Origin of the sequence: Roseburia sp. 831b (assembly GCF_001940165.2) — a bacterium.
In the GTDB taxonomy this organism is placed as follows: Bacteria; Bacillota; Clostridia; order Lachnospirales; family Lachnospiraceae; genus Roseburia.
In genome coordinates this window covers 2,165,117-2,184,871 of record NZ_CP135162.1, presented here as the reverse complement: position 1 = coordinate 2,184,871, position 19,755 = coordinate 2,165,117, and the positions used below count along the sequence as shown (strand labels likewise).

Annotated in this window: 17 protein-coding genes and 2 pseudogenes; 16 read left to right on the top strand and 3 right to left on the bottom strand. The window is 36.6% G+C overall.

The window, feature by feature from the left end:
- The first annotated feature begins 33 nt into the window (after positions 1-33).
- The 3 genes from BIV16_RS09900 to ltrA all read left to right on the top strand — a co-directional run bounded on the left by BIV16_RS09900 (position 34) and on the right by ltrA (position 3,904).
- Positions 34-483 (top strand): MarR family winged helix-turn-helix transcriptional regulator, encoded by a 450-nt coding sequence (locus tag BIV16_RS09900; protein ID WP_075680658.1) that lies wholly within the window; start codon positions 34-36, stop codon positions 481-483.
- Complete coding sequence (locus tag BIV16_RS09895; RefSeq protein ID WP_075680657.1) at positions 476-1,831, top strand: MATE family efflux transporter; 1,356 nt, start codon at positions 476-478, stop codon at positions 1,829-1,831. Before BIV16_RS09900 ends, BIV16_RS09895 begins: the two co-directional genes overlap by 8 nt.
- A 660-nt stretch (positions 1,832-2,491) precedes the next feature.
- Positions 2,492-3,904: a group II intron reverse transcriptase/maturase gene (gene ltrA, locus BIV16_RS09890; protein WP_075680656.1), complete on the top strand. Its 1,413-nt coding sequence runs from the start codon at positions 2,492-2,494 to the stop codon at positions 3,902-3,904.
- Between the two features lie 152 nt (positions 3,905-4,056).
- Here the strand turns inward: ltrA and BIV16_RS09885 are convergent, their stop codons facing one another.
- Positions 4,057-5,388: an MATE family efflux transporter gene (locus tag BIV16_RS09885; protein WP_075680655.1), complete on the bottom strand. Its 1,332-nt coding sequence runs from the start codon at positions 5,386-5,388 to the stop codon at positions 4,057-4,059.
- Positions 5,388-6,398, bottom strand: coding sequence for a LacI family DNA-binding transcriptional regulator (locus BIV16_RS09880; protein ID WP_075680654.1), 1,011 nt, complete (start codon positions 6,396-6,398; stop codon positions 5,388-5,390). The genes BIV16_RS09885 and BIV16_RS09880 overlap by 1 nt, the downstream gene beginning before the upstream one ends.
- A gap of 169 nt (positions 6,399-6,567) precedes the next feature.
- Here BIV16_RS09880 and BIV16_RS15755 point away from each other — a divergent pair.
- The 9 genes and pseudogenes from BIV16_RS15755 to BIV16_RS09840 form a co-directional block, all read left to right on the top strand.
- Positions 6,568-6,690, top strand: a pseudogene (locus BIV16_RS15755) (sensor histidine kinase); the annotation flags it as partial.
- Positions 6,691-6,954: 264 nt separating this feature from the next.
- On the top strand, positions 6,955-7,320 hold the full coding sequence (locus BIV16_RS09875; RefSeq protein ID WP_242940380.1) for a phosphoribosylaminoimidazolesuccinocarboxamide synthase: 366 nt from the start codon (positions 6,955-6,957) through the stop codon (positions 7,318-7,320).
- 588 nt (positions 7,321-7,908) lie between these two features.
- Positions 7,909-9,774: a hypothetical protein gene (locus tag BIV16_RS09870; RefSeq protein ID WP_075680653.1), complete on the top strand. Its 1,866-nt coding sequence runs from the start codon at positions 7,909-7,911 to the stop codon at positions 9,772-9,774.
- Between the two features lie 276 nt (positions 9,775-10,050).
- Positions 10,051-10,659 (top strand): hypothetical protein, encoded by a 609-nt coding sequence (locus BIV16_RS09865; RefSeq protein ID WP_075680652.1) that lies wholly within the window; start codon positions 10,051-10,053, stop codon positions 10,657-10,659.
- On the top strand, positions 10,656-11,123 hold the full coding sequence (locus BIV16_RS09860; protein WP_075680651.1) for a hypothetical protein: 468 nt from the start codon (positions 10,656-10,658) through the stop codon (positions 11,121-11,123). The genes BIV16_RS09865 and BIV16_RS09860 overlap by 4 nt, the downstream gene beginning before the upstream one ends.
- Before the next feature lie 338 nt (positions 11,124-11,461).
- Positions 11,462-11,629: a hypothetical protein gene (locus BIV16_RS09855; protein ID WP_154430668.1), complete on the top strand. Its 168-nt coding sequence runs from the start codon at positions 11,462-11,464 to the stop codon at positions 11,627-11,629.
- 76 nt (positions 11,630-11,705) lie between these two features.
- On the top strand, positions 11,706-12,263 hold the full coding sequence (locus tag BIV16_RS09850; protein ID WP_075680650.1) for a hypothetical protein: 558 nt from the start codon (positions 11,706-11,708) through the stop codon (positions 12,261-12,263).
- Positions 12,264-12,333: 70 nt separating this feature from the next.
- On the top strand, positions 12,334-14,070 hold the full coding sequence (locus tag BIV16_RS09845; RefSeq protein WP_075680649.1) for an exonuclease domain-containing protein: 1,737 nt from the start codon (positions 12,334-12,336) through the stop codon (positions 14,068-14,070).
- A 253-nt stretch (positions 14,071-14,323) separates the two neighbouring features.
- Positions 14,324-15,490 (top strand): GmrSD restriction endonuclease domain-containing protein, encoded by a 1,167-nt coding sequence (locus BIV16_RS09840; protein WP_083625219.1) that lies wholly within the window; start codon positions 14,324-14,326, stop codon positions 15,488-15,490.
- A gap of 563 nt (positions 15,491-16,053) precedes the next feature.
- Here the strand turns inward: BIV16_RS09840 and BIV16_RS09835 are convergent.
- Positions 16,054-17,431, bottom strand: a pseudogene (locus tag BIV16_RS09835) (transposase).
- Here BIV16_RS09835 and BIV16_RS09830 point away from each other — a divergent pair.
- The 4 genes from BIV16_RS09830 (at position 17,420) to BIV16_RS09815 (ending at position 19,633) form a co-directional block, all read left to right on the top strand.
- Positions 17,420-17,596, top strand: coding sequence for a hypothetical protein (locus tag BIV16_RS09830; RefSeq protein ID WP_159435937.1), 177 nt, complete (start codon positions 17,420-17,422; stop codon positions 17,594-17,596). The pseudogene BIV16_RS09835 and the gene BIV16_RS09830 overlap by 12 nt on opposite strands.
- 6 nt (positions 17,597-17,602) lie before the next feature.
- Complete coding sequence (locus tag BIV16_RS09825; RefSeq protein WP_075680647.1) at positions 17,603-18,364, top strand: CPBP family intramembrane glutamic endopeptidase; 762 nt, start codon at positions 17,603-17,605, stop codon at positions 18,362-18,364.
- Complete coding sequence (locus tag BIV16_RS09820; protein ID WP_143524749.1) at positions 18,342-19,304, top strand: alpha/beta fold hydrolase; 963 nt, start codon at positions 18,342-18,344, stop codon at positions 19,302-19,304. The genes BIV16_RS09825 and BIV16_RS09820 overlap by 23 nt, the downstream gene beginning before the upstream one ends.
- A gap of 149 nt (positions 19,305-19,453) precedes the next feature.
- Entirely contained in the window at positions 19,454-19,633 is a 180-nt protein-coding gene (locus tag BIV16_RS09815; RefSeq protein ID WP_075680646.1) for a hypothetical protein, read from the top strand.
- Positions 19,634-19,755: the final 122 nt, after the last annotated feature.

Below are 19,755 nucleotides of genomic sequence, written 5' to 3'. Positions count from 1 at the left end.
GTTATGATACTGGTGGTTAGGAGGAATATATCTATGAAACTATTAAAATGGCTTTCCGTAACAGACCGATTTTACAAAATCTATTTGGACAAGCAACTTGCCCCCTATGGAATCAACAACAGTCAATATATGTTCTTAATCAAAATCTGTCGTTCGCCCGGCATTTTACAGGATTCTTTAATGGATATGTTTTATGTTCATCCGAGCAATATTGTACGGACAGTTGCGGCATTAGAAAAGCAGGGAATGATTATGCGTTCCCCAAATGATAAGGATAAGCGGACGTGTAAGCTGTATCCTACGGAACGTGCGCTGTCTGTAATTGATGAGGTACAGACGGTATGCGAAAAGACAGAAGCTCTTTTATTGCAGGGTATGAGCGAATCCGAGCAGAACCTTTTTATGGATTTCTTAATACAGGCGGGCAGAAATATCACATCGGAACTCCATATAGAGAGAAAGGGGGAGGAGTTCAATGACTGAAAATCCTCTGGGCTATGAAAAAATTTCAAAGCTGTTGAAAAATTTTGCTGTTCCCAGTATTGTGGCGTCTCTTGTCGGCTCAATCTACAATATTGTGGATCAGATTTTTATTGGTCAAGGGGTCGGTTATTTGGGAAATGCAGCAACCAATGTTGCCTACCCGTTTTCTACCATCTGCCTTGCCATTGCACTACTGGTCGGAATTGGCAGTGCTTCCCGCGTTTCCCTCTGTCTTGGACGCAAAGAGCCGAAAGCTGCCGCCAAAGCAGCGGGAAATGGTATTGTTCTGATGGGAATTTTCGGAATTATTTATTTGCTGGTTGGAGAAACTTTTCTGTCTTTGCTCCTAAAGGCATTTGGGGCAACGACAGATGTATTTCCATATGCAAAGCAGTATGCCAGCATAACATTGATTGGAATGCCGTTTCTCATTGTAACGAATGGTATGAGCAATTTGATTCGAGCAGATGGAAAACCAAAGTATTCAATGGTCTGCATGGTTGTGGGAGCTATTATCAATACCATTCTTGACCCCATTTTTATTTTTGTTTGCGATTGGGGAATTGCCGGCGCAGCTTGGGCAACAGTTATTGGACAAATTTTTTCCTTCATACTCGCACTCCGTTACCTATGGCGTTTCCAAACAATCCATTTTGAAAAAGAGTCGTTTTTATTGGACATCAAACAAAGCATGAAAATTTGCAGCATGGGAATCAGCAGCAGCTCAAACCAGATTGCAGTTACCGTGATTCAAATCATTCAGTACAATTCGTTGACTTATTACGGCGCATTAACAAAATATGGATCAGATATCCCCTTAGCTGCTTGCGGAATCGTTATGAAAACAAATGCCATAATCCTTGCGATTGTTGTAGGAATCTCGCAGGGAACACAGCCGATTATCGGCTTCAACTATGGGGCAGGGCAATACCATCGTGTACGGGAGGCTTACCTGCTTGCGGTAAAATGGAACCTTGTTGTTTCCACTATTGCTTTCATCGCATTTCAATTTTTCCCGCAATCTATCATTTCGCTATTCGGAGATGGGGACGAGCTATATTTTGAATTTGCTGTTTTGTTCATGCGTACCTATCTTTTCATGGTGTTGGTAAATGGTGTGCAGTTGCTTTCTTCCAGTTTTTTTACCGCAATAGGAAAATCGTTAAGAGGTGCTCTGTTGGCATTAACAAGGCAGACCTTTTTGTTGATTCCGCTTACCCTGCTGCTCCCGCTTCGTTTCGGAATTATGGGAGTATTGCTTGCGGGACCTGTTGCTGATTTTTCAGCGTTTGTGCTATCTGTTGTACTGGTGGGTATAGAATTAAAAAAACAAAAAAATGACATGTAAACAACAGCCCTATGTGAAAACATTCTTTTTCCGCCGTTAAGTAATCAAGAAGCAAAAACTTAAAAACCGTTGCGATAAATTTTATAATTTTATAAATTTAGTAGGATATATCAAATAATCAAAGGATTTACATACTCGGCAGAGAATAATTTCTAAATAAAATTAGTTAGGAAAAGTCGAGTTTGAATAGTAAACAGAGCTTCATAAATGGCGAAAACAAGCCATTTATGAGGCTTTTATGTGCGCCTTGCGGCGCACGTCGCTAATGGATGAAAGTTCCTAATCCGCCCTAGTAGTGGGAAGGATACAGCCAAGACCAAGGGTGTCCTGTTCATAGCAAGACTATGATTAACGTGAGGGGAATCTGAAGGAAGGTGGAGGCAAATCTCTGGTCTGACGAACAGAAATCACATGAGGCTATAGTTAAGGATAAGGCTGCATAACAAGTCAAAGTCCAATAACTACTCGGAATTAACTAAAGTAAATGTGGCAGATATATGGAGAGAAAGTGACGTGTGGTACCAAGGGAGGTCTTGTCAGCGGATGGAAACAGAGTATGAAATCCGTCAGTAACAACGAATGGCGAGAAGTCAGCAGAAGCCATAGTAAACCGATGGCTTAAGACATCGGCGAAGGGCTGAACTTTAGGAGACACAAGCAATGAATGTAACTGAAAGTAGATTTAAGAACAGACAACTTCATATGGAAGACTATCTGCAAATGGTATCTGCGGAACAGAAAGAGTATGCAGAAGTGTTCGACTACTCTAAGATTACTGAAAAGAGCGGTGTCATCACAGACTATTGGACGAACAATCTTCTGGATCTGATTTTGCGAAAAGACAATCTTAACAACGCCTATAAGCAAGTCAGGAAAAACAAAGGAAAAGGCGGAATCGATGGTATGCAGGTGGATGAACTTCTGCCCTTCCTTAGAGAAAACCAGGAATCCTTAATCCAGGAGATAAGGGAAGGAAAATATAAACCTACCCCGGTTCGAAGGGTAGAAATACCCAAGGAAACAAAAGGCGAGTTCAGAAAGCTTGGAGTTCCAACTGTTGTTGACAGAGTTGTACAACAGGCAATAGCACAGGAACTCTCGCCAATCTATGAGGAGCAATTCTCAGAGAACAGTTTTGGATTCAGGCCAAAGCGAGGAGCACACGATGCCCTTAGACAATGCCAAAAGCATGTAAACGATGGTTATGTATATGTGGTAGATATGGACTTGGAAAAGTTCTTCGACACCGTATGCCAGAGTAAGCTGATAGAAGTATTGTCAAAAACCATCAAAGATGGCAGAGTGATATCTTTAATACACAAATACCTGAATGCGGGAGTAATCGCAAATGGAATGTTTGAACGTACAGAGGTCGGTATGCCGCAAGGTGGTCCGCTTAGTCCGTTACTTAGTAATGTAATGCTAAATGAGTTGGACAAGGAACTGGAACGTAGAGGACATAGATTTGTCCGCTATGCAGATGACTGTATGATTTTTTGCAAAAGCAGGAAAAGTGCAGAAAGAACCTTAGAAAACATTATTCCGTTTATAGAAGGAAAACTATTCCTCAAAGTTAATCGGAAGAAAACAGAGGTGGCACACATCAGCAAGGTCAAGTATCTTGGCTATTCCTTTTATAGACATAAGGGAAAATGCAGATTAAGAATACATCCAAAGTCGGTAATTAAGATGAAAGACAAAATCAGAGAACTCACCGACCGAAATAAAGGCATTAGCAATGAAGTACGTGAGAAGAAATATCAAGAGTATGTGCAAGGCTGGGTGGAATATTTCAGGCTGGCAGACATGAAAGGACTTCTCATAAAAACGGATGAATGGGCAAGACGGAGAATCCGAGCAGTCTATTGGAAACAATGGAAGAGAATCAAGACAAAATATCGAATGCTGAAAGCGCTGGGGCTAGAAGATTGGAAAGTCAAGGAACTTGCTTATAGTAGAAAAGGTTACTGGAGAATGGCGAAAGCCTTGAACCAAATCTTTTCAAAGAAAATAATAGCCAAGCTGGGATATACATCCATGCTTGACTATTATCTAATAGTTAGTGAAAACTAAAGAACCGCCCTGGTACGGAACCGTATGCCGGGTGGTGTGGGAGGACGGTAAATAAAATAATTATTTACCTCCTACCCGATTGTTATATCTGCATCCGGTCAGGGTACATGATTTCCAGCTCACCACCGGCTCAATTTTACTAAAAAACCACACTACGATAAGCTAATCATCCACTTGCGCCTCTTAAAAATGACAAGCGATACAACCAGCCTGAATATTTCTTCCGTGGTAAGCAATGTATACACACCAACGATGCCCCACTTAAATACATACGCTGCAAGCAAACACAGTGGGATTCCGATGCACCATGTGCCAACAATATCAATCACCATAATGATTTTGGTATTGCCGCCACTTCTTATAATTCCACCTCCAAGTATCATATTTTCCACCTTGATTGGTGCATACAGGGCAAACACGATAAGCAGTATCTTTCCAAGCGCTTTTACGCTGTCATCCACACGATACAATCCGGTATATGCTCCTGCCAATACAATAAGCAGTGCAGAAACGGCTACCGCTCCGGCTAAGCCTGCATACATGATCTTCTTCGATTCTGTGTAAGCCTCATCGTATTCTTTCCTGCCAAGCCTCTTGCCGACCATCACACCTGCAGCCGCCGACAAACCGCTAAGCGCTCCTACGATAAGCCCCTGTATCGGGCAGGTAAGTGTGTACGCTGCCAGATTTGACGTGCCCAGATGACCATAGACGGCAGACTCGACATTCTGTCCGAGGCTCCACAAAAACTCACTGATTAGAATCGGCATAATCATGATAAGATAATCCTTTATAGTAATTTTACTGAAGTGCAATGACCATACCGGTTTATCTCCATCCTTCCTGATAGATAAAGCAAATCCGATGACAATAACTACAAGATTAAATAACTGTGAAATAAGTGTTGCAATCGCAGCTCCCTTTATTCCCATACATGGCAATCCGAATTTTCCAAATATCAGCAGATAATTAAGACCTGTGTTTACTGCAACTGCCCCAAAACTTGCCAGAAACGGTATCGTGGCATGCTCCTTACATCGAAGCCATGAGGATAAAATATTGCTTACTGCCATTGGAATATAGGAAAACGCTACAATCCTGAAATATACCGCGCCGGTATTTACAATACTCACATCCTTTGTGTACAGACCAAGAATCCACGACGGAAAAAATCCTGCTGCAAACAGAAATAATGCTGATATCATAATTCCACAAATGAGACTCACATCAAAGCTGCACCATGCCTCTTTTTTATCTTCCGCACCGATAAACTGCGCGATTAATATTCCCGCAACCGTGCTCACTGCACCGATTACCACTGAAAAAATGAGAGAAAAATTCCCACATAATCCCACTGCCGATATATTAGTCTCTCCGAGCTGTCCTATCATAATCTGGTCTACAATTGAAAAGGATGCCTGCAGCATACTTTGCAAGGTAACAGGAATAGCTATTTTACACAATGATTTCATAAACTTTGACATTATAATTTCCTCGTACTTTCTCTTTTTATTAACTCAACCGGCAACACAATTTCTGTCTCACATTCCGCGCCATCGCGCATTGCTTCAAGGCACTTGATTGCAGTTTTGGCCCTAAGAGGCGCCTCCTGATGAATCGTTGTAAGCGCAGGATTACTTTCCCTGCTTGCCAGATTGTCATCAAAACCTATTATCTGGATATCCTTTGGAATTTGTACTCCCTCCCCCTGCAAAAACCGCATAAATTCAAGTGCATAAAAATCCGACACTGCAAAAACAGCTGTAACATTGCCCTTTACCAGCTCTCTATATTTATCCTCATAAAAGCACATTCTTTCCTTTTCTGTCTTTGGTATTTCCCATCTTAATGTTTTCCCCGGTTCAAAGGCTTTGCGAAAGCCCTCGATGCGCTCTTTATCCATGCATATGAAATTATCCGCTATGCACAACGCTTTTTTATGTCCCAGCTCCTTTAGATATTTTCCTGCCTGATAACCGCCATCATAATGATTGATGACCAGATTGACCACCTTGGAGCATTTTTCAAAATAACCATCATACACAACAAACGATATCCTCATCTGGTTTCTGAGCTTCTCATAATCGGCTTCACAAAAGCCCATCAGAATCAGCCCATCCATATTCCACATGGAAGCAAACACCGGAATCTCACTGATGTCAGATGTCGTTTTTATCATCAGAAAATATCCTTTTTCATTTACCTCATGAGAAAGAGCATTAAGCGATGACATCACAAATCCATCCTCTAAGACCCTGCCTTCATACTTTTCATTGTCATTCACCACCACACCGATGATTCTTGAATTATTTCTCGCAAGCAGAATGCCCGCCATATTTGGGATATACCCTGAGCGTTCAAGCTCCTGCTGGACACGTTTTACCGTCTCATCCGAGATCTTTTCTGTTTTGCCGTGAATCACCTTTGAGACAGTCGCTGTACTTAGGCCTAATGAATCTGCAACATCCGCAATCCGAACCCTGTTTAGTGCCATATCAATCTCCTTTTTTTATATTCTGATTATATGGTACAGCAGAAATGTGGATTTTACAAAGGTTAAGCGCGTACCCCATTACAAAATCTGTGTTTGTTTTTTGTGATATTTGCACAACAAAAGGACCATGTATCTCTACACGATCCTTGCATCAACAATCTTTTTATTTACTAAGACTTCCAGCGGTCTCGGCTTATCAATCGCGAAAGAGCTGGTACTTCGTATGGATGGGAAAATCAGCGCCCGGATAGAAGAAAATGAGTTCTGTGTGGAGATTGTGTTTCCGGAATAAAAGGAAAAATTTATATTAAAGCAAGTGAAAATGGGGAATGTCTTTATATAGGTTTCATGGTAGAATTACAGTAGAAAGAGAAGAGTCACTCAGTCATTTGTTGTATGAAAACAGTAGAAGAATCATGTGAGCGGTTTGCTGTTATTGATCAGGAAGTAGTCTGGTATGGGAATATTAATCTTTTGGCAAAGACAAAGGTGGATGATAGTATTATGAGAGTCTTGAGCAACGAGATAGTAGGAGAATAGAGAAAGGTAAAATTTTATGAGCAAAGAATTACAGATAAGAAATAGCACTGTTGATTTTTTGGTTTTCACACGAGATGCAGGAGAAGACGGAATTGAAGTCAGGGTTCAGAATGGCGATGTATGGCTTACGCAGAAGGCAATTTCACAGCTTTTTGATGTAGATAGAAGTGTGGTTACAAAACATCTGAGCAACGTTTTTAAAGAGGGAGAATTAGATGAAAATTCAACTTGTGCAAATTTTGCACAAGTTGCCGACAATGGAAAAACATACAAATATAAATTTTATTCGTTAGCAGCTATTGCGAAAGAATTTGCAGAAAGCGAATTTGAAAAATACGAGTTATACAGGATTCGCTGTATGAAAGTGATTTTGATAAATTGATGAATGATATGGAAAAGGATGATGCTATCCATTAGTACCACAAAATTTCTTACTGCAGAATTAGCGGTTGCGGATTATAATTTTCATAGGTGGACTTGCAAACCATCAGATGATTATTCTCTGAATAGTAAACAAACCTGCAAGCCACCAGAACTACACTCAATAATGGCAATATAGCAATGGTACTGGATTGGTACTAAAAATATGTGAAACAAAAATAATGAGTGGAAAAGATACACATTATCAATACAAGATAGTATAGATGACTGTATTAAAACAATCAAAAGCAAACCAAACTTTGCGAGTTTGAATAGCGGAAATATGCTCACAAAGCTTGAATTTACGGGCTTTGTGGGCTTTTTCTTTTTCTGCTGGGGACGAAATGGGGATGTTTCCATTACGCTTTTTTGAAACGCTCTATCTGGGGATGGCAAAAGTCAATTTTTATTATTCAATAAAGCCAGTTCGGGATTTGTACGCATTTAGGGTGATTTTTTAGCTAATTAAGTTCGGTCTTATTTTGTAATAGCGTGTCTTTAATATTTATAGTACAATGGACTTATCTTAAGAAAAGGTAGGTCTATTTTTATGCGTGAATTGATGCTTAGGTTACTCACTTATGAGCCATTTGAGGCAATAAGTGGAGATGAGAAGAAATATATAGATGCAGTTCTGGCTGGGAATATAAATTTTTCACAGACATTTCCACTTTATGATGAGCTGATGAATGCTCTTATGTATTTCTGTAATCAGTCTGGTGATACTACAAAGCTTGTTAGCTGGTTTAATGCTTTTTATAGCTTTTCAAAAGCTGGTAATATTGGTATTTTATGTGACCAAGCCACAGGAGAAAGAACATATTATCCAGTATTGTTTAAGAAGATTTGTTTCTATTGTATAACTGAATATAATCTTAGAGATGCTGACTTTCTGAAACAGTTTGGTATAAAGCCTAACATATTAAATAAATGGGAGATTAGCCCAAGGTATAGAAAGTTAATTAATAGGGATTCATATCATGCAATTAACATTAGACGAAATGGGAAAAAGCAACCATATTTGACGAAGGTTATCAAGTCAGCATTTTATGAAGCTAGTAGACAAGAAGCTGCGTTGAGATTTTTTGACCCTGCTACTAAGGGATGGGTTGCTCCAAAGAAGGAACAACTATTGCCGTTCATAGATGTCTTTGCTGGCTCAGGATGTGTAGCTGCATCGGTAGACGCAAACGAAATGGTCGTAAACGATTTTGATATTGGAGTTGCTTGTTTTCTATATAGTATGTCCCATGATGAAAAAGAAGTCAGAACCCGCTTGGCTGAATTACACAATTCTTTTGTAAGCAGGGACTTAAGCAATGGAGCTAATCATTATACTTCTGATATGTGGATGGAGCACAAGAGAAAAGTTAGAGCTTATTCTAAAATTACTGATGTAGCTTATGATGAACTAATGATAAGACTTCGCAATAACTATGAAGAAATCTATAAGATGTATGTTAGTGCTTTGGATGAGGTTGCAGTCGACTTTTCTAATCCGTCGGAAAATGATATACAGATGTATTATGACATAGGAGTTGCGTGGTATTTTATTAATGCAATTGATGCTAATGGGTTTAGTGGAAATGTCCATAAGGTTACAGATATGGATACTAAAAATTATTATGCATACTTAGAAAATAAGTTAGAAGTATTTAAGGCTAATTCGGCAGGGGTAGTTCCATTTCAAAAATTGTTAGATAAGTATTCAGGTGTGAACTATAAAATAATATCTGAGCTTACTTTAAAGCCAAAAGATATCAAATTTGGTGACGGAAAAAGTTTCATGAAGGCATTGAAAAAGTCGCATGTTCAGAGTGCAGATTTTTCACAACTTGTTCAAACCTTTTCAGATGGTTTTATATACGAAGATAGTCCATATTTTCTGACTGCTGAGTATGAAACTGGCTTCGGAGATGAACAACAAAAAATAATGCTTGACCAGCTTAGAGGTTCTGATTTTAAATGGTTATTTTCTATGCAGTACCGTGAATTTCATACAAACAAAGCTTCAAAGGGGAATAGCAAAAGAACAAGTGCTCAAAAAGTAGGTCAGCCACTTATAAAATGTTATAGAGATTACTTTGCTGGGTTTGTAAATGATTTTACTGTTCAATATGAGGGGAAAAAGTCCTATTATACTTCAAATTCAGATGTGTTAAGTGATTTAGCAGATGACTATTTTGTGATTTTGTTCCGTAATACCAAGACAACCGCTGAGATGATGATTTGCAATTTTGATGTGAGAAGAGTTATTCCTTATGGCGGAGAAACTGTTGCGATTCCATTTAGGGAATTTATGAAGTTGCCGTTTGATGGAAAAGAACATAAGAGTTATGGTCAGGTTGCTAAATTAGCGGAAGAGTATCGCGAAAATGATATAGTAAATAATTATGCTTCAGGAGTTTGGGTTTAATCCCAAACTCCATTTTTTCTTTTATTTCTAACAAAATCCCAATATGAATAGCAATCAGTCATATAAAAAAGTGGCAATAGTTCATAGCTGAGTTGTTTTCTTATATATAGTAAACTTGACGCATATACCTCTTAGTTGCTAGCTACTACTGGTAACTGAGGTTATTTTATATTGATTGAGTTATCCCTATATTATCAGGGATGATGCTTAAGGCTTTCTCCTAGAGGAAGTCTTTTCTATTTCCCTATTATTATATTTCTCAGGAGGTAGATTCCAATGTATGATGCTATTTTAAACAATTTTTTATTGCAGGAGACTGCAAAACTATCCCAGCCTGTGCTGGATTTCGTAGATAATTCGGTGGTTATCTATGATACTGGCGTAGACGCAGTCCTTGATGAGCAGATTGGGAACGCATATAGGCAGGCAGTGGAGGCGATTGACCAGTGGATGCGTATGTTGGTCGCATTTGATTCCATTGAAAACGATGGTAATGTGTTTGGCGTGACCCTTGAGTTGCCAAATGGAACTCATGAATATGAGTGCAAATCATCTGTTTTAGGGGTAGTTACTGATACAAAATCCCTGCCAATGATTCACACACCTATTGGTGATGTGGATTATTTTATCTACAGATGCATTGTAGATATTACAGAAAACCCTGTCATGCTTTTCTATAAAGCCATGCAGGAGCAGATTCATAGGGTTCATGTTCTTATTACGCTTGACCCAGATGGCTATAATGATGACCTTATCACTCCAGCAATTTTGGAGTTATGTGGTATTCATGACCCATTAAATATTTGTAGACTTGATAGTTGCCTTACGCATATTGACGAGTTCTTTGATGCGTATGGTTTTCATGAAGGGTGGGGTAGCGTATGAGTTTAGAAGAGAAAGGATATATAAAAAAGGATACCTCTGATTTACTCAATTGGAGGATGCAAGTCATTGATGATGGCTCAATAAGGATTACTGGAGTCACTAAGCATGGTTTCAGACAATGCATTGAAAATGCAAATATTATTGAAGCAACGACTACTTACATTGTAGTTGCAAGTGAAGGTAGGAGGTATCTTTTTTATAAGGATATTAGTTGGGAAAAACCTTTAGTCCCAACAAGAATGCTTAAGAAGGTGGGACGCAAGGTTACTTTGGGGTATGCCATCCTAGACCTGCTTGCTGAGTCCTCATTGTATGCATTGTATATGAGTGATGTTTTGGATTTAATAAGGTTACAAAAGATGTATCCATCCATGTATGACAATATCGACATGGATGAGGTGGCTGGGATAGTTATAGGTGCTATCCGTCGGAGAGATAGCAAAAAATCCTCTGAGTTAATATAAATGGGTAATAGGCTGGAGTTGTGTGTGCTTCAGCCTATTATTATGCCTTTCAGTAGATAAAAATTCTTTGAGATAATTTATACATTGGGAAGTCTTGAAGGTACTTATCCAATTGAGAGCAATTTTATCATCATGAAAATTGATTTACTCCAAGTAATCTTGTAGACCTTGTAACCCATGTGTTTGATTTAGTGCATCCAGTACCTGTAGTTGCAGTAAATGAGTTTGCTCAGAAAAATTTGAGGTGCTTTGGGGTACTAATGCCTAAAAACATTTTCTTGACAAAGTAAAAATGAGAGGTATCATACACGTACTTGGATGAGAGGGGAGTGTAAAATATGCAAGAGTCTATTGATAAAATTAAAGGTGCAGCAGCAATTATTCAGAACATGGTCAGCACAGATGAAGAAGTAGTTTATAATGATTTAGCTTTGTTTTTTACTGCCAAGCTACTGTATGAAGCTATTGATGAATTGGAAGAGTTTTTGAGTAAGCAGAAAGATTGAAAGTATTAGGGGTAGTTTTTTTATAGGTTCTCATGATATAATGTGTAAGACAAATTTGAATTTTGCGAGGTATATTATGAAGAAACTTTTACTTATTATGGGAGATTTGGCAACAGGAAAATCTACTTTTGCAAATATTCTTTCAAAAAGATATGATACAAATGTATTTTTTAAGGATTCAATCAAAGAAGTGTTAGGAGATACAATTGGATTCTCAAATAGAGAAGAAAATAAGAAATTATCAAGAGCAACAATGGAATTAATGTTCTTTATCTTTTCAGAGTTTGAAAAACTAGATAAGAATCTCATTTTGGAATCAAACTTTCATACTATAGAATTGGAAACATTACACAAAATGGCATATGAAAAAAACTATGAGGTGCTTACCCTTGTTCTTCGTGGAGATGTTGAGATTTTACATAAGCGATATTTAAATCGAATGCATAATGAGAATAGGCATCCCGTACATTTAAGTACAACATTAGATGTTTTTGACGATTTTAGAAGATATACTGAATATTCGAGAAGTGAAAAAATTCTTGGTAATACAATAGATATTAATGCAAATGATTTTTCATATCAAACAAACATAGACGTTTTAGAAAAAATAGACCAATTTATGAGAGATTGCTAACTTGATATATATGGTATTATATATTTATTGGTAAATGAGATATTTCATGTGGCATTGAGGAGGGGCGTTAATGGAAAAAGTAAGTATAGACCCAAGAGAATATGTGGTGTTTGATGTGGAAACAAATGGATTAAAGTCAAAAAAAGATGATTTGCTTTCTATTTCATTTTATAAACCAGATGACAAAAAAGAATACAGTAAGTTTTTGCCTTTGGAATTGAATCGAAAGATTGTTACAACGCATATAAATGGTATTACTGATAAAGATTTGATTGGCGCAACAGCACTTAGTCAAGACGAGTTTGATTATATTGTAGATGAGTTTGAATTGGAGAAAAGAACAATATTAATTTATGCAGGTGGAAATTTTGACAAGGTATTTCTCTCAGAATATATGAAAAGACACCAAATTTTTGGATTTGATAAATTGCGATTTTACAATTTTAAAAGAAACATTATTTCATCAAAATATTCATATGGTAATATTACAAAGGATAATCTTTGTTCAATTTTTAATATTGAGGGTGTGAAACAAGTTCATAATAGTTTAAACGATTGTAAATTAGAATGGAAGTTGTTTGAAAGAATGGGAGGTTATTATTATCTTGTGACAGAAGGGAATGGTGGAGATAATGTATTTAGGTTGAATGAAGATTATATTATTCCAGCTAGTTTATTATCTTCACATCCGAATTTGAGTCGTATACTCAGCGAAAGACCATATATTGAATGTCAAAGTAATGTTATTAAGTCTTTCGAGATTGACGCAAAAGGAATTGAGAAGTTCCCAACTAATTTTACAGGAATGACAATAGAACATTTGATAAATTCCATGTTAGAAGTTGATAAACAGAATTCGTTGCCTTTTTTAGAAGAGAACAAGAGAAAATTAGATTTCATTGGAAAAATTGATAATGGTATTCTGGCACTTCCGATGGTTTTTAATTTAGATGGTACCGTTACCGCACTTCGTAAAAAAGATAAGGAAATGGAAGAGAGATTAAATTCTACCACAAAAAAACTTAAAGAACAAATCGGTCCTTTGGTTGATTATATTCAAAATGATATTTTTAATAAAGAACGCATATTATCGCAAGAATTAGTGGTTGATTCGAAGAATAATATTCTTGCCTTATGTGATCTTTCTACAGAAAAAGCAATATTAGAAATAAAAACCAATCCTACTGATTCATTGGCGTATAAAGAACAGTTTTTTTATGAAGCTAAAGGAAGAGATATCTATCATTTAAAGATGGAGTGGGTAAAAAACAGGGATACTAATTTGCTTAAAAAAGTAATTTTTCATATATCTTATGTTGATGCACACATAGGTACGCCAGGTTCCTCCAATTGGGTTGAAGGAAAAAGAGAAGAAAAAAGATTACAAAAAATTGGTGAAATTCAGAAATACTTGTCATCTTCGGATTTGACTTTAGTATCTTTCACTAATATCAGCTCGCCTATTAAATTGCAATGTAAAAATTGTGAACATGAATGGACGGTTAGATATTCTACATTAATGAAAAAAATTCCGGATTGTCCTAAGTGTAAAGTGCATAGATCAAGAGAAAAAAATCCTTTCATATCTGAACAAGATAGAAAAAAACTTCGTGCGGATAATTATTATGAGAAAATACTAAGAAAGAGCAATCATACAATAGTTGCAATTAATTACACAGGATCAAAGGATGATGTAGATGTAATATGTGTTAATTGCGGTTATAAATGGACAACTCGGGCAGATCATTTAGTAGATAGATGTTGGTGTCCAAAATGTAAAAAAGAAAAAACAAGCGCATCCATATGAATAAGTTGAAAGATATCGATTGAATCTCGATAGCTAAACTCTTTTGTTTATTTGATAAATTTAAAGGATGTATTTTGAGGAAAATGAAAATTAACATGGATTTTATTATAGCAGCTTTTAAAAGCTGCTATAATAAAATTATGCAATATAATTGAAAAAGCAATAAAAATAATTATGCTGCGAATAAAAACTTGATTTTTATGGGGTCGTATAATATACTGTCTTTAGGAGTTTAGAAAGAGGTGTTTGTTTAATGAAAATTAATAAAAAATTGTTAGAAGCAGTACAATTTAACCCGACTAAAAAAAGTTTTCAAATGTCAGTATTGCAGATGTGCGAAAAAATTGACCAGAATAAACTGACGTTACCTTTATATCAAAGAGATGTTAGTTGGTCATTACAAAAATCAGTTGATTTATTAAATTATCAACTTTTTGGAAAGGCACCGGTAGCCCCGATTTCTATCAATGAGATAGGAGAAGTTGGATTATCTGTACCACAGGTTTCTTTTATTAATAGAGAAATAGTACCGAAAGATCAAATATTAAATGCTCATCAGTCAGTTGTAGATGGACAACAACGTTTGACAACAAATTATAAAGCATATATAGATAGTAACGATTTTAGAAATGTTGTATTAGATGTGGCAAGTGCTTGTTTTAAAATAATTAAGGCATCAATTAAAAAGAATCAAATACCAGTTGGTATGTTATTAAATAAAGATCGTAAGAGACTCCAGGAGTATTTGATGCAACAAAAAACATTTAATGATTTATATGCCATATGTATTGATATTAGAAGTAAGCTGATGGATTATAATTACACCATTAATCAAGCAAATGATTTGAGTGAAGATGAGCAAATTGAATGGTTCGAAGTTTTAAATAATGCGGGAAGCAAAGTTACTGCTTTACAAATGTCATTTTCTAAATTGAAAATCCACAATTTTGATATATATAATGATTATATTAATCCTTTTAAGGAGTATATTCAGGAGTATGGTTTTGAGGATATGTTTTCACCATTTACTACAAATGTATCATATCCAATTTCGTCCCTTAATCCAGCATACGAGATAGTTGTTAATGGAGGAAAACATAACTTGAATTATGCACCAATACCGTCAGATACAAAAGAAAGTCAACTTACAGCATTGGAAGTTGAACGTTTAAATGAAATAGTAAAAATATCGCTAACGGGATTATGCGAAGCACTTGAATTTATTGATAATGAAAATTTAGAAGATTATGTTGATAGAATGGACTATATTTTGTACTTGGCAGGATATTGCATGTTTCATTGTGATAATGATATTCAGGTAAAAAAAGAGAATATAATAAAATGGTTTACAACGGTAGAGTTTACAAATAAGACTAATGGAGATAGAAGAAAAATATTCGATGATTTATTAGCTATTTAATATTGGTTATATTAATGAATATTAGAATGAAAACGAATAATATAATAAATGCCGTAAAGATGGAAAAATGAAACGTGACAATAAAATGACAATACAATTAGCTGAAAACATAGCGAATCCACACGAAACAGTTCAAAAACGAACGGTTTAAAAACTGAAATACCAGAGAAAAACTACAAAGCGAATAGAACTTTGCGAGTTTGAATAATGAATTAAAATGCCGAAAGCCTGTATTTATGCGGGTTTCCGGCATTTGTTTTATCGAATGGCTCTACTTTGGCTCTATTTGTGGGCGGAGTAATGTAAAGAATTATGCACATTTTAATAGGTAATTGCGAAACAAGTTCGCAATCTTGATTGAAAACAAGGATAGAATCCTGCAATGCAGGATTCTTGGAATGGAAGGTGGCAGTCATTCATTTAGGGCATGACAAAAAGGCTTCATAGTTAGTATGAAGCAGAAAAATTTATAAAATCTCAATTTTAAGCAATCAAAGGCTTAAGACTTCGGATGTATTGATGTTGATGAATTTTATCAGCAACGATTACTGTAACAAGTTGAGCTATGCCAGCCAAAAGTAAATCGGCATGAAGCGTTTTTTCGTTCTGGGTTTTACGATTAGCTACGCAAAAGCTGTCTTTAAAGTGGTTAATAGATTTTTCAACGTTTACACGGATTTTATATGTTTCTTCCCATTCGTCTGACCCCCGTTCCACTCCGGGATAGGCACGAAGATTCTTTTCGGGATAAACGTAAATCATTCTTCCACAGGAAGATGTTGTGCAGGGATTATCACAATGGCATACACGGCGTTTTGTTTTATCTGCTTTATTGTATTCCCATTTCATTTTCGGGCAGACAAATTTCATCGTGGGAATTTTGCTTTTTAAGTGTGATTTACTACCTTCTCTTTTCATAGGAAGCGAAGGATCATGAGGACAACAGGGAACACCATTTTCGTTGATGGTATAACCGTTATCTTCCATAGAAAGTTTAACGCGGAGAGGAATAAATGCTTTTTCAAATCCAATTTCACCGAAAAGAGATTTGTAGATTTCAATCGTGTCAAAAGCAGCATCACCAAGAAAAGTCTTAGGGGCGATAAGCGGATGCTTCTGAAAGAAATCAACCAGGACAGGAAGCAGGGCTTTTGAATCGGCAAGAGATTTATCCTCATCAGGAGAGTCAGATTTCTTTTCCACAACGATATCCGGATGAGCCTTTAGGAACTCTTTGTTATAGAAAGTGATATCACGGACAATACCAAGTCCGTTGGTTACAATGCCAAACTTATAGGCGTAACAGAAATGTCCATTAATGTACATCTGCTGGATTGCCTGATTGGAAGCAGCATGCGTAGGCATGGAACCATAAGCAGCCTTATAAGGATCATAGGAATCATCAAGGTTATGGGATTTCTTGAAAGCCTTTAACTGCTTGATAATACGGTTTGCGTATTTTGGATTATTTTCAGTCACCCAGGCTTCAATGCCAGAGGTATCGAAGATGGTCATAGCCGCCAGATGAGGATCAAGTTTTTGGCATATCGGTTCGGTCATATCAACCATGTGAACGAACATAGATTGTAAGTCCATCAGGAAATCCTGTTTAAAACGGGTAAATTTTGAGGCATCAGGAACAACATCAAAGCCACAGAAATCACGTAATTCCTGAGAGTATTTCAAGAAAACGATTAGGAGCATATCAGTCGGGATTGAGAATATACGCTGAATCAGAAAAGCTTTAAGCATTGGATAAAGCTGGTGCTTACGAGGTCTTCCGGTTGAAGCATGAAAATGAGTAACAAAAGAAACAGGAACAATTTCATCAAGGTTAATGGCTTCATCAAGAAGAGAAAGGAACTGGTATTTGTCGTTGTCGAATTTATTTTGGCAATCTTCAAAAACTTCTGCCCAAGAGAGCTGTTTATGTGTTATCATGTAGGTATATCTCCTTTAGGTGGATTGGTTGATAGTTTCTCACAACTCTATTTCACCATAAACCTTGAGGAGATATTTTATTTTAACAACAAAAAAAGCCGTATTTATGCGGCTTTTGGCGTTTCGCAAGCGCCTATGCACATTTTAAGTAAAAAAGGATATTGATAATCTGTGGATAGGAAAAATGCAATTAGATTATATTTAACTGGAACCATAGGTCAAATAATGGTTATAGCAGCTATTGTCTGCTTATTGCGTAGGATGAGGATTGTCATTGATTATACAACGGGAACCGGAATGATAGCAATTGGGATTGGTGGAATATCTTCTGCAATGTGGGGGAGTATTGTCACAACTCGCTATCGGAAAATAAGTTTCAAGAAGATCGTAATTGATTTTATAAACATAAAGCAGCCTGTCTTTAGCTATTTGCTTGTGTTCATGTTTTTAGGTATAGAGTTTTGTTATATGCTAATGGGTGGAACGTTTCAGGTTAGCTATTGGTACATACCGGTGGTATTATTTGTAAAAGCTATTTTGTTTGGTGGGATTGAGGAGGTAGGCTGGAGATACACTTTTCAACCTATTGTTGAGGAACAGCATAATTATGTGGTTTCGACATGCATGACATTTGTTTTTTGGGGAATATGGCATATTTTTTATTTTTATATTGAAGGATCAATACAATTTGTTCGGGTCGGGAGCTTTTTACTTGGACTTTTGATAAATTGTTTTATTTTATCTGCACTATACAAAAAAACAAAGAGTTTATGGATATGTGTGATGACACATGCATTGATTAATACATTATCGCAAATATCAGTTGGCGGAAATCTGATTATTTCACTGATATGTAAGGTAATAATTATTTGTATTGCCGTTTTTATTTCAAGAGGGGTATGTATAGATAATGAAAAAAGGGAAGGAAACTAAAAGTATGTTACGTGTTTTTCTAGGGATTGCAACAATCATTGTTATTTTAATGTGGATTTGCTTTGGGTATCATAGGTACAGGCTTAAGAAAGAGGAAAAACTAAGACAACCATTAGGGCAACTTATAGATATAAATGGAAATAATATTAGCATTTATGCTGAGGGTAGTGGTTCCAAAACACTTGTGTTTTTGTCTGGGGGCGGAACATGTTCTCCCATTCTGGATTTTAAATCACTATATTCAATGTTAAGTGACGAGTATAAAATTGTTGTTGTCGAAAAGTTTGGATATGGGTATAGTGATGTTGTTGATGAAAACAGAAACATACAGACTATATTATCTGAAACAAGATTAGCTTTGAATAAAGCAGGAATTGATGGTTCATATGTTTTATGTCCGCATTCTATGTCTGGAATTGAAGCCCTGTATTGGGCACAAGAATATACGGATGAAATTGAAGCAATCATAGGTTTGGATATGGCTGTGCCAGAATATTACGAGAATATGAAAATAAATCTTCCACTGATAAAATTTGGACAATGCGCAGCGGATTTAGGAATTACAAGACTAATTCCTACACTTGCGGAAAGTGATGCTATAAAGCATGGAACATTGACTGATGATGAAAAGAATATGTATAGAGCAATTTTTTATAGCAGGACGGCAACTGTAACAATGATAAATGAAGTAAAGAATGTTAAGGCTAATGCAAGGATTGTAGCTCAAAATGGAGTGCCACAGATTGATATGCTGCTATTTATTTCTGATGGTACTGGTGGAACTGGTTTTGATAAAGAAACATGGAGAAGGATACCGGAAGAATACATCTCAGAAGTGGAGTCTGGAAAGTATATAGAATTGGAGTGTCCACATTATGTGCATGATTATGAGTATGGAAGAATAAGTGAGGAGATTAAAAGTTTTTTAAGTGATTATTAGTTATCAGCCATTTGAATGGTGATTTTGTGGGATTGTATATTGCAGATATTTTATTTTTATGGTGCACCATCATCTAAGAAAAGTATCCATGACAGGGCGTCAAGCGTCCGGGGACGCTTGCTTAGCACCGACCGAAACGGAGTGTAGATGTGGCGCCGATGACGGCTTATGAGATTATTTCGATTTTCATCGGGATATTAGCATTGTTGATGTCCTTTGGTAGCCTGATTGTAGCGTTGCTTGCCTTTCTCACGCATGTATTTACATACAGTGTGTTGGGCATTTCATTTGTTTCGGGAAGTACCAGGGGGATTTTAGGAGCACTGTAATTTTGTTTGGAATTATCATAGATAGTCTGGATTCTCTTTTTGACAGCTTCCGGATATTACTTGGTTGCAGATAATTATTGATTAAGAAAAGGACGATATCCAGAGCGGGACACACCTAAAAA